At 65.6% G+C, this 12,344-nt stretch carries 15 protein-coding genes; 7 read left to right on the plus strand and 8 right to left on the minus strand.

Features of this window, described 5'->3' with window-relative positions; translation table 11 throughout:
- Window positions 1–2: 2 nt before the first annotated feature.
- The 6 genes from I3J27_RS24400 to I3J27_RS24425 form a co-directional block, all read right to left on the minus strand.
- Entirely contained in the window at window positions 3–326 is a 324-nt protein-coding gene (locus I3J27_RS24400; protein WP_008564652.1) for an XdhC family protein, read from the minus strand.
- A 9-nt stretch (window positions 327–335) separates the two neighbouring features.
- Window positions 336–1,538, minus strand: a complete 1,203-nt coding sequence (locus I3J27_RS24405) for a vWA domain-containing protein (RefSeq protein ID WP_270160973.1) — start codon at window positions 1,536–1,538, stop codon at window positions 336–338.
- A gap of 68 nt (window positions 1,539–1,606) precedes the next feature.
- A complete protein-coding gene (locus I3J27_RS24410; RefSeq protein WP_270160975.1) occupies window positions 1,607–2,536 on the minus strand; it encodes an AAA family ATPase in 930 nt (309 codons plus the stop codon).
- Window positions 2,537–2,597: 61 nt separating this feature from the next.
- Window positions 2,598–3,404: an FAD binding domain-containing protein gene (locus I3J27_RS24415; protein ID WP_270160981.1), complete on the minus strand. Its 807-nt coding sequence runs from the start codon at window positions 3,402–3,404 to the stop codon at window positions 2,598–2,600.
- A gap of 30 nt (window positions 3,405–3,434) precedes the next feature.
- The gene (locus I3J27_RS24420; protein ID WP_008137528.1) at window positions 3,435–3,920 is read right to left on the minus strand and encodes a (2Fe-2S)-binding protein; all 486 of its coding nucleotides are present in this window, start codon (window positions 3,918–3,920) and stop codon (window positions 3,435–3,437) included.
- A gap of 135 nt (window positions 3,921–4,055) precedes the next feature.
- Window positions 4,056–4,502, minus strand: coding sequence for an SRPBCC family protein (locus I3J27_RS24425; protein WP_270160989.1), 447 nt, complete (start codon window positions 4,500–4,502; stop codon window positions 4,056–4,058).
- A 171-nt stretch (window positions 4,503–4,673) separates the two neighbouring features.
- On the opposite strand from I3J27_RS24425, the gene I3J27_RS24430 reads away from it, so the two are divergent.
- The 3 genes from I3J27_RS24430 to I3J27_RS24440 are packed head-to-tail and all read left to right on the plus strand — an operon-like array spanning window position 4,674 to window position 7,279.
- The gene (locus I3J27_RS24430) at window positions 4,674–6,029 is read left to right on the plus strand and encodes a 3-carboxy-cis,cis-muconate cycloisomerase (RefSeq protein WP_270160991.1); all 1,356 of its coding nucleotides are present in this window, start codon (window positions 4,674–4,676) and stop codon (window positions 6,027–6,029) included.
- 27 nt (window positions 6,030–6,056) lie between these two features.
- Window positions 6,057–6,839, plus strand: a complete 783-nt coding sequence (gene pcaD / locus I3J27_RS24435; RefSeq protein ID WP_270160993.1) for a 3-oxoadipate enol-lactonase — start codon at window positions 6,057–6,059, stop codon at window positions 6,837–6,839.
- Between the two features lie 47 nt (window positions 6,840–6,886).
- A complete protein-coding gene (locus tag I3J27_RS24440) occupies window positions 6,887–7,279 on the plus strand; it encodes a carboxymuconolactone decarboxylase family protein (protein ID WP_270160995.1) in 393 nt (130 codons plus the stop codon).
- On the opposite strand, the gene I3J27_RS24445 is transcribed toward I3J27_RS24440, so the two are convergent.
- Both I3J27_RS24445 and I3J27_RS24450 read right to left on the minus strand, forming a co-directional pair.
- Window positions 7,241–7,777: a hypothetical protein gene (locus tag I3J27_RS24445; RefSeq protein WP_270161001.1), complete on the minus strand. Its 537-nt coding sequence runs from the start codon at window positions 7,775–7,777 to the stop codon at window positions 7,241–7,243. The two genes, I3J27_RS24440 and I3J27_RS24445, sit on opposite strands and share 39 nt — an antisense overlap.
- Before the next feature lie 209 nt (window positions 7,778–7,986).
- Complete coding sequence (locus tag I3J27_RS24450; protein ID WP_270161009.1) at window positions 7,987–8,157, minus strand: hypothetical protein; 171 nt, start codon at window positions 8,155–8,157, stop codon at window positions 7,987–7,989.
- A 289-nt stretch (window positions 8,158–8,446) separates the two neighbouring features.
- Between I3J27_RS24450 and I3J27_RS24455 the strand changes: the two genes are divergently transcribed.
- Genes I3J27_RS24455 through I3J27_RS24470 form a run of 4 tightly spaced genes read left to right on the plus strand, consistent with a single transcriptional unit; the run spans window position 8,447 to window position 12,281 of the window.
- Complete coding sequence (locus tag I3J27_RS24455) at window positions 8,447–9,364, plus strand: ABC transporter permease subunit (protein ID WP_270161012.1); 918 nt, start codon at window positions 8,447–8,449, stop codon at window positions 9,362–9,364.
- A gap of 12 nt (window positions 9,365–9,376) precedes the next feature.
- Window positions 9,377–10,696, plus strand: a complete 1,320-nt coding sequence (livM, locus tag I3J27_RS24460) for a high-affinity branched-chain amino acid ABC transporter permease LivM (protein WP_270161015.1) — start codon at window positions 9,377–9,379, stop codon at window positions 10,694–10,696.
- Window positions 10,693–11,538 carry an ABC transporter ATP-binding protein gene (locus I3J27_RS24465; RefSeq protein ID WP_270161017.1) on the plus strand — a complete coding sequence of 282 codons (846 nt, stop codon included), beginning with the start codon at window positions 10,693–10,695 and terminating at the stop codon, window positions 11,536–11,538. Before livM ends, I3J27_RS24465 begins: the two co-directional genes overlap by 4 nt.
- Window positions 11,535–12,281, plus strand: a complete 747-nt coding sequence (locus tag I3J27_RS24470) for an ABC transporter ATP-binding protein (RefSeq protein ID WP_270161021.1) — start codon at window positions 11,535–11,537, stop codon at window positions 12,279–12,281. The genes I3J27_RS24465 and I3J27_RS24470 overlap by 4 nt, the downstream gene beginning before the upstream one ends.
- The last annotated feature ends 63 nt before the right edge of the window (window positions 12,282–12,344 follow it).

The raw sequence follows: 12,344 nt of genomic DNA on the forward strand, positions 1-12,344 counted from the left end.
GGTCAGCCGACCTTCTCGACAAAGACGCGGATGGTGCCGCCGCAGGAGAGACCAACATTCCAGGCGGTCTCATCGGCAACGCCGAACTCCAGCATTTTGGGCTTGCCGCTCTCGATCACGTCCATGGCCTCGGTGACCACGGCGCCCTCGACGCAGCCGCCGGAGACCGAGCCCAGGAACGTGCCCTCATCATTGATGACGAGGCTCGAGCCCGCCGGGCGCGGCGCCGAGCCCCAGGTCTCCACAACCGTCGCCAGCGCGACGCCACGGCCGGCCTTCTGCCAGTCCTCCGCCGCCTTCAGAATATCCTCGTCGCGATCGAGCATGGTGGCCTCTCAAGCTGCGGAGCGGATCAGGCTGCGGTGATGCGGCGGCAGCGGCCGGGAGAGCGTCGTGATCAGCTCCTGGATCGAACTCAAATTATGTACCGGGCGGAATTCGTCAACGTGCGGGAGCATCATTTTGATGCCCTGCGCCTTGGCCTCGAAGCCACCGAACCGCAGCAGCGGGTTGAGCCAGATCAGCCGGCGGCAGGACCGGTGCAGCCGGTCCATCTCGAAGGCGAGCCTGGAATCAGCCTCCCGCTCCAGCCCGTCGGAGATCAAGAGCACGATGGCACCCTGGCTCAGCACGCGCCGCGCCCACAATTTGTTGAAGTTGTGCAGCGAGGCCGAGATCCGGGTGCCGCCGGCCCAGTCCTCCACCGAGGCCGAGCAGCTCGCCAGCGCCTCGTCGGGATCGCGCTGGCGTAGCGCACGGGTGACGTTGGTGAGGCGGGTGCCGAACAGGAACACCGAGACCCGCTTGCGGGCGTCGCCGATGGCATGGAGGAAGTGCAGGAACAGGCGGGTATATTCGTTCATCGAGCCCGAGATGTCGAGCAGCGCCACGATCGGCGCCGGCTTCTCGATCCGGCCGAGGCGGTGGATGTCGATGATGTCGCCGCCGGTGCGCAACGACGCGCGCAACGTGCGGCGCAGATCGAGGCGGAGCCCGCGCGGATCGGGCCGGTGCCGGCGCGTCAGCAGTTCGGCCTGCGGCAGCCGCATCCGCTCGACGGCGCGGAGCGCTTCGGTGATCTCGGCCGCGCTCATCTGCGCAAAATCCTTCTTCTGAAGGATTTCCTTGTCGGAGACCGACAGGCGCAGATCCTGCTCCTGGTGCTGCGGCGTCTCCGTCATGCGCGGCTGCGACATCGCTTCCTGCACGCGGCGGGCGCCGGCCTGCGGCTTCTTCTTGGCCTGCTCCGGCAGCGGCACCGAATCCAGCATGTGCTTCCACTCCTCGGAGGCGCGGAAGAACAGGTTGAAGGCCTGCCTGAAGATCAGCGCATGCTCGTGGCGCTTGACGAAAATCGCCTCCAGCGTGGTGAAGACGTCGGCGCGGTTGCCGATGTCGATCACCTGAAGCGCGCTCATGGCGTCGATGACGGCGCCTGGACCGACCGGCATGCCGGCCGAACGCAGCGCGCGGGCGAAGCCGACAATGTTGTCGGCGAACTGCTCGGTCTGCTCAGGCGCCAGGTGGTTGATGGCCATGGTTCAGCACTCTCACTCGTCATCCCGTCGCGGCGCTGAATGACGAGCTCGGTCGTGACGCGGAAGCGTCAATTCTCGCTCGTCGCTTCCTTCAGCACCTTCTGCAAGGTGTCGCCCTGCATCCGGGTGATGTCGTCCTGGTATTTGAGCAGCGCGCCCAGCGTGTCGCCGACCACTTGCGGGGTCAGCGAGCGGGCATCGAGCTCCGACAGCGCGGTGGCCCAGTCGATGGTCTCGGCGACGCCGGGGGACTTGTAAAAATCCTGGTTGCGCAGCGCTTGGACGAAGCGCACGACCTGCTGCGACAGCTTGGCCGAGATGCCGGGCACGCGCGTCTTGACGATCGCGAGCTCGCGCTCGGCAGCGGGATAGTCGACCCAGTGATAGAGGCAGCGCCGCTTCAGCGCGTCGTGGATCTCGCGGGTGCGGTTGGACGTGATGATCACGATCGGCGGATGCGGCGCCTTCACGGTGCCGAATTCGGGGATCGTCACCTGGAAGTCGCTGAGGATTTCGAGCAGATACGCCTCGAACGCCTCGTCGGCGCGGTCGAGCTCGTCGATCAGCAGCACCGGCGGACCGGCAACGTCGGGCTCCAGCGCCTGGAGCAGCGGCCGCTTGATCATGTAGCGGTCGGCGAAGATGTCAGACGAGAGCTGATCGCGATCGGTATCACCGGCGGCCTCGGCCATCCGGATCGCGATCATCTGCGCGGCGCTATTCCACTCGTAGACCGCCGAGGAGACGTCGAGGCCTTCGTAGCACTGCAGGCGGATCAGCTTCCGCCCCAGCGCCGCCGACAGCACTTTTGCGATCTCGGTCTTGCCGACGCCGGCCTCGCCTTCCAGGAACAGCGGCCGGCCCATGCGCAGCGACAGGTAGGTCACCGTGGCCAGCGACCGCTCGGCGAGATAGCCGCGCGACGTCAGGAGTTCGAGCATCGCATCGACCGATGCCGGCATGGTATTGGCCCCGGAAGTATTGGCCGCTGAAGTCATGAAAAAGCCAGTCTCGCTACGCCCTCACCGGGGACAAGTTGGGGCCCGGAAGTGAGATCACTCACTCCTTGGCATTGGCGGCATCGAGAGCGCGCCGCGTCAGCACGCCGATGAGATGCGCGCGGTATTCGGCGCTGCCATGGATGTCGCTGTTGAGGCCTTCGGCCGGCACCTCGATGCCATCGAGCGCCTTCGACGCGAAGCGCTTCTTCAGCGCTTCCTCGAACGCGCTGACGCGGAACACGCCTTCGGAGCCAGCACCGGTGACGGCGACGCGCACGTCCGACGGACGGCGCGCCACGAACACGCCGACCAGCGCATAACGCGAGGCCTGGTTGCGGAACTTGATGTAGGCCGCCTTCTTCGGCAGCGGGAACATCACCTTGGTGATGATCTCGTCGGCTTCGAGCGCCGTCGTGAACAGGCCCTGGAAATACTCTTCGGCCTTGAGGCGGCGCTTGTTGGTGACGATGGTGGCACCGAGCGCGAGCACCGCAGCCGGGTAGTCCGCGGTCGGATCGTTGTTGGCGAGCGAGCCGCCGATCGTACCCTTGTGGCGCACGGCCGGGTCGCCGATCTGGCTCGCAAGGTTCGCCAATGCCGGAATCGCCTCACCGACGATCGGGGAGCTTGCGACCTCGGCATGCCTGGCGGTGGCGCCGATCACGAGCGCGCGGCCCTTCATCTCGATCGTGTTGAGCCCCTCGATATGGGAGAGGTCGACCAGATGCGGCGGGCTGGCGAGGCGCTGCTTCATGACGGGAATCAGCGTGTGGCCGCCGGCGATCACCTTGGCGTCTTCGTTCTTCACCAGGAGGTTGGCCGCCTGGCGAACGGTCCCAGGGCGATGGTATTTGAATTCGTACATCTGAATGTCCTGATCGCAGAATGCGCGCGGTTACGCGAGATCGGATTTCGCCATCGCCTTGGCGCCGGCGGAGATCGAGGCGACGATGTTCTGGTAGCCGGTGCAACGGCAGAGATTGCCTTCTAATTCTTCCCGGATCGTATGGTCGTCGAGTTCATTGCCCTTGCGATGGACGATGTCGATCGCGGTCATGATCATGCCCGGCGTGCAGAAGCCGCACTGGAGGCCATGGTGCTCGCGGAAGGCCTCCTGCATCGGATGCAGCGGCGCGCCGTCGGCGGCCAGCCCCTCGATCGTCTTCACCTCGTGGCCGTCGGCCATCACGGCCAGCGTGGTGCACGACTTCACGGCCTTGCCGTCGAGATGCACGACGCAGGCGCCGCACTGCGAGGTGTCGCAGCCGACATGGGTGCCGGTGAGGCGCAGATTCTCGCGCAGGAACTGCACCAGCAGGGTGCGGGGATCGACGTTGGCCGTAACAGGATTGCCGTTCACGATGAGGGAGATTTTTGCCATAAGCACTCTCTGTCAGCGCCCCGACGGGTCCCGTCGAAGCGGTTCTTATAATTATTCCAACCCATCATATGGGCCAATATGCCCCGGGGCAACATCGCCCGGGGCGCAAGCGGCCATGCCGAAAGGCGATAGCCTTCAGCCCTGTACCGCTTTGGCGAAGTTCGCGAAAAATTCGTCGGCCAGCTTCTTGGCGGCGCCGTTGATCAGGCGCTGACCGAGCTGCGCCAACTTGCCGCCGATCTGCGCCTCGACGTCATAGGACAAAAGCGTGCCGCCATCCTTCTCCGCGAGCTTGACTACCGCGCCGCCCTTGGCGAAGCCGGCGACCCCGCCCTCGCCTTCACCGGAGATCTTGTAGCCGTTCGGCGGGTCGAGATCGCTCAGCGTGACCTTGCCCTTGAAGCGCGCCGACACCGGTCCGACCTTCATTTTCGCGGTCGCGCGAAAACCGCCGTCCTCGGTCTTCTCCAGCTCCTCGCAGCCGGGGATGCAGGCCTTCAGCACCTCGGGATTGTTGAGCTTCTCCCACACGGCCTCGCGCGGCGCCGCAAGCTGGACTTCGCCGTTCATCGTCATGGCCATGGGCTGCCTCCCGGGATGCGTTACTATAATGCTGATCAAGTAACGCACGAAGGCCGCAAAGGAAAGGGCGACCCTCGGTCACGTGCAATGCATATTCGCAACTGCAAAAAGTCTTGTACGGGCAGTTGGGTATTGGCACAGCCGGGCCATGATGGTTAGGTCGCGCACAACATGAGCACAGCCCTCTCCCCCCTGCTCGCGCCGATGCTGTCGAGCGCAGCCATGCGCGCCGTCTGCGACGACCGCGCCACGCTGCAAAACATGCTCGATTTCGAGGCAGCCCTGGCACGGGCCGAGGCCGCCACCGGCGTGATTCCCGCATCCGCCGTGGGCCCGATCGAAGGCGCCTGCAAGGCAGATGCCTTCGACATGGCTGCCTTGGGCGAGGCCGCGACGCGATCCGGTAATCTCGCGATTCCCCTGGTCAAGACGCTGACCACCAATGTCGGCAAGGCCGACGCGGAGGCCGCCCGCTACGTGCATTGGGGCGCGACCAGCCAGGACGTGATCGACACTGCGACCATGCTCACGCTTCGCGCCGGCATCGATGCGCTGGACGCCGACCTCAGCCGCGCCATCAAGGGCTTTGCGGCGCTGGCGCGCAAGCATCGCAACACCGCGATGGTGGCACGGACCTGGCTCCAGCACGCGCTGCCGATGCCGTTCGGCCTGAAGGCCGCCGAATATGCGGCCAGCCTCGCCCGGGCCCGCTGCCGCCTGCGGCGGCTCTCCCGCGAGGGCCTCGCACTGCAATTCGGCGGTGCCGCCGGCACGCTCGCGGCCCTTGGTGACAAAGGGCTCGCGGTCGCCGAGCGTCTGGCGCAGGAGCTGGGCCTGCCGCTGCCGGAAGCGCCCTGGCACACCCATCGCGACCGGATCGCGGAGGCTGCATCGGCCTTCGCGATTCTCGCCGGAAGCTGCGGCAAGATCGCGCGCGACGTCTCACTGCTGATGCAGACCGACGTCGGCGAAGCGTTCGAGCCCGCCGGCGAAGGCCGCGGCGGCTCCTCGACCATGCCGCACAAGCGCAACCCGGTTGCGGCCGCGAGCGCGTTGGGTGCTGCGACCATGGCGCCTCAACTGGCAGCGACGATCTTTGCCGCGCAGGTGCAGGACCACGAGCGCAGCGCCGGGCCGTGGCACGCGGAATGGCCGACGCTGCCGCAATTGATGCTGGTCGCCTCGGGAGCGCTCGCCGCCATCGTCGACATTGCCGAAGGGCTCGACGTCGATGCCGCGCGCATGCGTAGCAATCTCGATGCGACGCACGGCCTGATCATGGCGGAAGCCGTCACCTTTGCGCTGGCCGACAAGATCGGCAAGAGCGACGCGCATCATCTGATCGAGGCCGCGAGCAAGCGCGCCGTCGCCGAGAAGAAGCATCTGCGCGAGGTGCTGTCGGCCGATTCGCTGGTCACAGCGCATCTCGCACCGGAAAAAATTGCGGCATTGTTCGAGCCGATGGCCTATCAAGGGGCTTCCCAGGCCCTGATCGACCGGCTGCTCGACAGCCTCGACCGCGCGTAAAAACTGCAAATACGACGGAGACGCCGCATGCCCATGATCGATGCCGACGGTTGCCTGATCAACGTCTCCGTCGAGGGCCGCGACGGCGGGCCGACCTTGATGCTCTCCAACTCGCTCGGCTGCACGCTTCAGATGTGGGAGCCGCAGATGAAGGCGCTGACGCAGGTGTTCCGCGTCATCCGCTACGACCGCCGCGGCCACGGCAAGTCGAACGTGCCGCCCGGCCCCTATACGATGGAACGCTTCGGCCGCGACGTGCTGGCGATCCTCGACGACCTCAACATCGAGAAGGTGCATTGGTGCGGCCTGTCGATGGGCGGCATGGTCGGGCAGTGGCTCGGCGCGAACGCGCCGGAAAGGTTCGGCAAGCTCATCCTCGCCAACACCTCCTGCTACTACGCCGAGCCGACCAAATGGCTGGAGCGCATCGACGCGGTGAAGAAGGGCGGCATTGCGGCGGTTGCCGATGCCGTGATCGCAGGCTGGCTGACGCAGGATTTCCGCGAGCGTGAGCCTGATATCACCGCGCGGATGAAGACCATGCTGCTCGCCACCCCGGTCGAAGGGTATCTCGCCTGCTGCGAGGCGCTGTCGACGCTCGACCAGCGCGCGATGCTGCCTGACATCAAGAGCCCGACGCTGGTCATCGCCGGCCGCCACGACATGGCAACCCCGATCTCGGCAGGCGAGCTGATCCGCTCCAACATTCCCGGCGCCAGCATGACCATCATCGACGCCGCGCACATTTCCAATGTCGAGCAGCCGCACGCGTTCACCGACGCGGTGGTGGGATTTTTGACGCAGCGCTAATCACAGCCGTCATTGCGAGGAGCGTAGCGACGAAGGAGGAAAGAACAATGGACGACCAGAAGCGCCGCGATGCCGGCATGACCGTGCGCCGCAAAGTGCTGGGCAATGCCTGGGTCGACAAGTCGATCGCGGGTCGCAATGCCTTCAACACCGACTTCCAGGACATGATCACGCGCTATGCCTGGGGCGAGATCTGGACGCGGCCGCATTTCGACGAGCGCACGCGGCGGGTGCTCGTGATCGGCACCATGGTCGCGCTCGGGCAATGGGACGAGTTCCGCCTGCATGTGCGCGCAGCACTCGCCGAGGGCGGTTTCACGCCCGACGACATCAAGGAAATTCTGTTGCAGCAGGCAATCTATTGCGGCGTGCCGGCGGCGAACCACGCCGTCAAGGAAGCCTCAGCGATTGTGCAGGAGCTCGGCCTGCTCAAGCCCTAGCGGCTGAGGTGCCTCGACAGGCTTGTGAACGACATTGGGCGCGGCCTCGGGCCGCTCGATCACCACGACGATCGCGGCCCCCAGCAGCAGCAGTAGTTCGGTGGCGTGCAGCCGGAGCGCGGCCATCTCGCCGACCTTCGAGGCCATCACCATGCTCGCGAACGAGATGATGCTGCCGATCGCGAGCGCAATGCCAAGCGCCTCGTCACTGCCGCCATTCTTGCGAACGCGGGGAATGCAGAGCAGCGCGAGATAGATGGCAAAGAACGCCACCACGGTCAGCCGGCCCAGCGCCAGCAGCCAGGCGGCGCGCACGGTGTCCATCCCCGCCATCTGGAGGTGGTCGCTCAGATACAGGGCGACGGCGACGCTCGGCCGCTCATAGAGGCCGTGCACCGGTGCCACCATGATGTTGAAGGCGACCAGGGTCCAGGCCGGGATGAAATAGGCCGCCAGCAGCGCACCGTTGACCGAGCCAATCCGCCAATTTCTGAACATGCCGCTTCCCGCTTCGCCTGCCTTGCGCCCTCGAAAGAAGGCTTTGCGGGGAGCTAACTCGCATCAGACTGTGGCGGCAATTTAAACCCTTTGTTTACCTTAACTGGTCCGCCGGGCGGAGTGCCCAAGAAGGCGCCCACGAAAAAGGCCCCGCCTTTCCGGCGGGTCCCACTCTACTCTTGGGCTCCCTGAACTCTTGGGCTCCCTAGCTAGTTGTCCTGGTCGCGCTGACCGCCCTGCTGCTGGCCGGGCCGATCGCCTTGGCGCATCGGATCATTCTGCTGCTGCTGTCCGGGTTTCTGGCCGCCGCCCTGCTGCCCGGGGCGCTGGCCCGGGGTCTGAGTCTGCTGACCCGGATTCTGGTTCTGCTGCTTCGTCATTGAGGGGAACTCCCTTGTTGGACGTCAGAGGGAAGACAACGGCCGACCTCCATTTTGGTTCTTTGTGGAACCCGGTTCCTCGCACCTGCGGAACCGGGACATGACATCGGTAACCGAAATGACCTCTGTACAAGCCCCTGTGCCGAGCCATGGCCAGTTGCAGCCGCCAGTTCCCTGCTGTTACAAAACGGAAAGAACGCTCAAGGGCTGCCGGGGCCCGAGAAGAAACTCAAACACTCTCTCTCGAAAAGCTCCCTTTGAACCGCATCAGGTTTGGTAACGGCAGCCCATGGATTATTTCGCCCAGCAGTTCATCAACGGTCTCGTTCTGGGGTCGATCTACGGCCTGATCGCCATCGGCTATACGATGGTCTACGGCATCGTCGGCATGATCAACTTCGCCCATGGCGACGTCTTCATGATCGGCGGCTTCATTGCGCTCATCACCTTCCTGATCCTGATCTCCCTCGGCCTCACCGCGATCCCGGTGATCCTGCTGGTGGTGCTGCTGGTCGCGATGGCGATCACCGCACTCTACGGCTGGACCATCGAGCGCATCGCCTACCGGCCGCTACGCCACTCTTTCCGCCTGGCCCCGATGCTGTCGGCGATCGGCATGTCGTTCGTTCTGACCAACTACTCGCAGGTCGCGCAAGGCGCCCGCGTCAAGCCGATCCCGCCCTTCATCACCGGCGGCTATACGCTGCATGAGAGCGCCGACGGTTTCGTCATCCAGCTCTCCAACATCCAGATCATGGTGGTCATCACCACCATCGTGCTGCTGGCCATCTTCACCTGGCTGGTCTCGCGCACCCGGCTCGGACGTGACATGCGCGCCTGCGAGCAGGACCAGACCATGGCGGCGCTGCTCGGCGTCGACGTCGACCGCACCATCTCCATGACCTTCGTGATCGGCGCCGCGCTCGCCGCGGTCGCGGGCCTGATGTACCTGCTCTATTACGGCCTGGTCGATTTCTTCATGGGCTTCGTCGCCGGCATCAAGGCGTTCACCGCCGCGGTGCTCGGCGGCATCGGCTCACTGCCGGGCGCCATGCTGGGTGGGCTTGCGATCGGCCTGATCGAGACGTTCTGGTCGGCCTATTTCTCGGTCGAGTACAAGGATGTCGCCGCGTTCTCGATCCTGATCGTCGTGCTGATCTTCATGCCGACCGGCCTGCTCGGTCGCCCCGAAGTCGAAAAAGTCTGACGGATCGGCCGCGTGACAGCTCCCTCGACCAAGACCGCCAAACCTGCAACGGGCATCCCCGCTCTCCTGAAGACCGCCTTCATCAACGCCGTGATCGCGCTGGTGCTGTTCTCGCTGATGGTCGGCATCCGCACCGAGGCGGGCTCCTCCGGACAGCTCACCTACTGGACGCGCTTCGGCGAGCTCGCCTCCCTCGTCGCCGCGGTGTTCGGCGGCTCGATCGTGATCGAGCTGCTCAAGCAATGGATCGGCCCGACCGGCGCTGAGAAGCTGGTGCCATCTTCGGTGCGGAGCGGAATGTCGTTTGTCGGCCGCTACCTTGCGCCCGCGCTCCTGATCTTCACGCTGCTGGTGCCGGTGATCTTCTATAACCAGCGCTACATCCTCGACCTCGCGATCCTCGTGCTCACCTATGTCATGCTGGGGTGGGGCCTCAACGTGGTGGTCGGGCTCGCCGGCCTGCTCGACCTCGGCTACGTCGCCTTCTACGCGGTTGGCGCCTATTCCTACGCCTTGCTCGCCACCAATTTCGACTGGTCGTTCTGGGTCTGCCTGCCGCTCGCCGGCATCCTTGCCGCGTTCTGGGGCGTGCTGCTCGGCTTCCCCGTGCTGCGCCTGCGCGGCGACTACCTCGCCATCGTGACGCTCGCCTTCGGCGAGATCATCCGTCTCGTCATCATCAACTGGCAGGAACTGACCGGTGGCCCCAACGGCGTCTCCAGCATTCCGCGCCCCTCATTCTTCGGCATCCCGCTCGACAACAGCGACAACGGGCTCGCCGCCAGGCTCGGCATCGAATATTCGCCGACCCATCGCATCGTCTTCCTGTTCTACCTGATCCTGGCGCTCGCGCTCCTCACCAACTGGGTGACGATCCGGCTGCGTCGCCTGCCGATCGGCCGCGCCTGGGAGGCCCTTCGCGAGGACGAGGTCGCCTGCCGCGCGCTCGGCATCAACACCACGACCACCAAGCTCACGGCATTCGCGACCGGCGCCATGTTCGGCGGCTTCGCCGGCGCGTTCTTCGCGACGCGCCAGGGCTTCATCAGCCCGGAATCCTTCACCTTCCAGGAATCGGCGCTGGTGCTCGCCATCGTCGTGCTCGGCGGCATGGGCTCGCAGCTCGGCGTCGCGCTCGCTGCGCTCGCCTTGATCGGCGGCTTCGAGCTGTTCCGCAGCCTCGAGACCTACCGCATGCTGGTGTTCGGCATGGCCATGGTGCTGATCATGATCTGGCGGCCGCGCGGTCTGATCGGCCATCGCGCGCCGACCGTGTACCTGACCAAGGCGCAGGCGATCTCCTCCGACCTCGTCAAGGAAGGGCACGGATGAGCGGCGACAAGATGAGCGACCAGATTCTTGGCGTCGACCGGCTCACCATGCGCTTCGGTGGCATCGTCGCCGTGCAGGACCTGTCGTTTGCGGCCGAGCGGAAGAAGATCACCGCGCTGATCGGACCGAACGGCGCCGGCAAGACCACCGTGTTCAACTGCATCACCGGCTTCTACAGGCCGAGCGGGGGCGCCATTCGCCTCGCCCATGACGACGGCAAGGTCATCGCGCTGGAGCGGCTCAACGATTTCCGCATCGCCAAGCAGGCCAAGGTGGCGCGCACTTTCCAGAACATCCGCCTGTTTCCGGGCATGACCGCGCTGGAAAATCTGATGGTGGCGCAGCACAACGCGTTGATGCGCGCCTCCGGCTTCACGTTCCTCGGCCTTCTCGGCGTCCCCGCCTACCGCGACGCCGAAAAGCGCGCGATCGATCTCGCCACCGACTGGCTGAAGCGGGTCAATCTGCTCGACCGCGCCGACGACGCAGCCGGCAATTTCGCCTACGGGGACCAGCGCCGGCTCGAGATCGCACGCGCGATGTGCACCGAGCCTGCGCTTCTGTGCCTGGACGAGCCCGCCGCCGGCCTCAACGCGCGCGAGAGTGCCGCCCTGAGCGAGCTCTTGCTGTCGATCCGCAACGAGCTCGGCACCTCGATCCTCCTGATCGAGCACGACATGTCGGTGGTCATGGAGATCTCCGACCACATCGTGGTGATGGACCATGGCGTGAAGATCGCACAAGGCACGCCGCGGGAGGTGCGCGACGATCCCAAGGTGATCGCCGCCTATCTCGGCACCGACGAGGAAGAGGCTGTGGCCGTGATGGAGGGCGGCTCGTGACATCTGCCCCCACTTCCCCCCTGCTCGCGATCCGGGGCTTGCGCGCCGCCTACGGCAAGATCGAGGCGCTGAAGGGCGTCGACGTCGAGATCAATGCCGGCGAGATCGTCGCCCTGATCGGCGCCAACGGCGCCGGCAAGTCGACGCTGATGATGACGATCTTCGGCAAGCCGCGCGCCCGCGCCGGCCAGATCCTGTACGAAGGCCGCGACATCACCGACGTCCCCACCCACGCGATCGCGCATTTGCGCATCGCGCAATCGCCGGAAGGCCGCCGCATCTTCCCGCGCATGAGCGTGGCCGAAAACCTCCAGATGGGGGCGGACGCCACCGAGTGCACTGATGCGGAACGCGAGGCCACGCTGCAACGCGTGTTCACGCTGTTTCCGCGCCTGAAGGAGCGCTACGCCCAGCGCGGCGGAACGCTGTCCGGCGGCGAGCAGCAGATGCTGGCGATCGGCCGCGCCCTGATGAGCCGCCCCCGCCTGCTCCTGCTCGACGAACCCTCGCTCGGGCTGGCGCCGCTGATCGCGCGCCAGATTTTCGACGCGATCCGCACCCTGAACCGGCAGGACGGCCTGACCGTCCTGATCGTCGAGCAGAACGCCAACCATGCGCTCAAGCTCGCCCATCGCGGCTACGTCATGGTCAACGGCCTGATCACGCTGGCCGGGACCGGCGCCGAGTTGCTGCAGCGCCCCGAGATTCGTGCCGCCTACCTGGAAGGCGGCCGGCACGGCTGAGGCTACCCGGAGCGGGACCCGGTGCGGAGCACGTGCGGCCGAATGTGGCGAGATATCTCTGCC

The sequence above is a fragment of the Bradyrhizobium xenonodulans genome (assembly GCF_027594865.1).
Classification (GTDB): domain Bacteria; phylum Pseudomonadota; class Alphaproteobacteria; order Rhizobiales; family Xanthobacteraceae; genus Bradyrhizobium; species Bradyrhizobium xenonodulans.

What these genes read in the sequence shown, in the direction of transcription:
- I3J27_RS24400 (WP_008564652.1), bottom strand. Translation starts at nt 326, where the DNA reads ATGCTCGATCGCGACGAGGATATTCTGAAGGCGGCGGAGGACTGGCAG.
- I3J27_RS24405 (WP_270160973.1), bottom strand. Translation starts at nt 1,538, where the DNA reads ATGGCCATCAACCACCTGGCGCCTGAGCAGACCGAGCAGTTCGCCGAC.
- I3J27_RS24410 (WP_270160975.1), bottom strand. Translation starts at nt 2,536, where the DNA reads ATGACTTCAGCGGCCAATACTTCCGGGGCCAATACCATGCCGGCATCG.
- I3J27_RS24415 (WP_270160981.1), bottom strand. Translation starts at nt 3,404, where the DNA reads ATGTACGAATTCAAATACCATCGCCCTGGGACCGTTCGCCAGGCGGCC.
- I3J27_RS24420 (WP_008137528.1), bottom strand. Translation starts at nt 3,920, where the DNA reads ATGGCAAAAATCTCCCTCATCGTGAACGGCAATCCTGTTACGGCCAAC.
- I3J27_RS24425 (WP_270160989.1), bottom strand. Translation starts at nt 4,502, where the DNA reads ATGGCCATGACGATGAACGGCGAAGTCCAGCTTGCGGCGCCGCGCGAG.
- I3J27_RS24430 (WP_270160991.1), top strand. Translation starts at nt 4,674, where the DNA reads ATGAGCACAGCCCTCTCCCCCCTGCTCGCGCCGATGCTGTCGAGCGCA.
- pcaD (WP_270160993.1), top strand. Translation starts at nt 6,057, where the DNA reads ATGCCCATGATCGATGCCGACGGTTGCCTGATCAACGTCTCCGTCGAG.
- I3J27_RS24440 (WP_270160995.1), top strand. Translation starts at nt 6,887, where the DNA reads ATGGACGACCAGAAGCGCCGCGATGCCGGCATGACCGTGCGCCGCAAA.
- I3J27_RS24445 (WP_270161001.1), bottom strand. Translation starts at nt 7,777, where the DNA reads ATGTTCAGAAATTGGCGGATTGGCTCGGTCAACGGTGCGCTGCTGGCG.
- I3J27_RS24450 (WP_270161009.1), bottom strand. Translation starts at nt 8,157, where the DNA reads ATGACGAAGCAGCAGAACCAGAATCCGGGTCAGCAGACTCAGACCCCG.
- I3J27_RS24455 (WP_270161012.1), top strand. Translation starts at nt 8,447, where the DNA reads ATGGATTATTTCGCCCAGCAGTTCATCAACGGTCTCGTTCTGGGGTCG.
- I3J27_RS24465 (WP_270161017.1), top strand. Translation starts at nt 10,693, where the DNA reads ATGAGCGGCGACAAGATGAGCGACCAGATTCTTGGCGTCGACCGGCTC.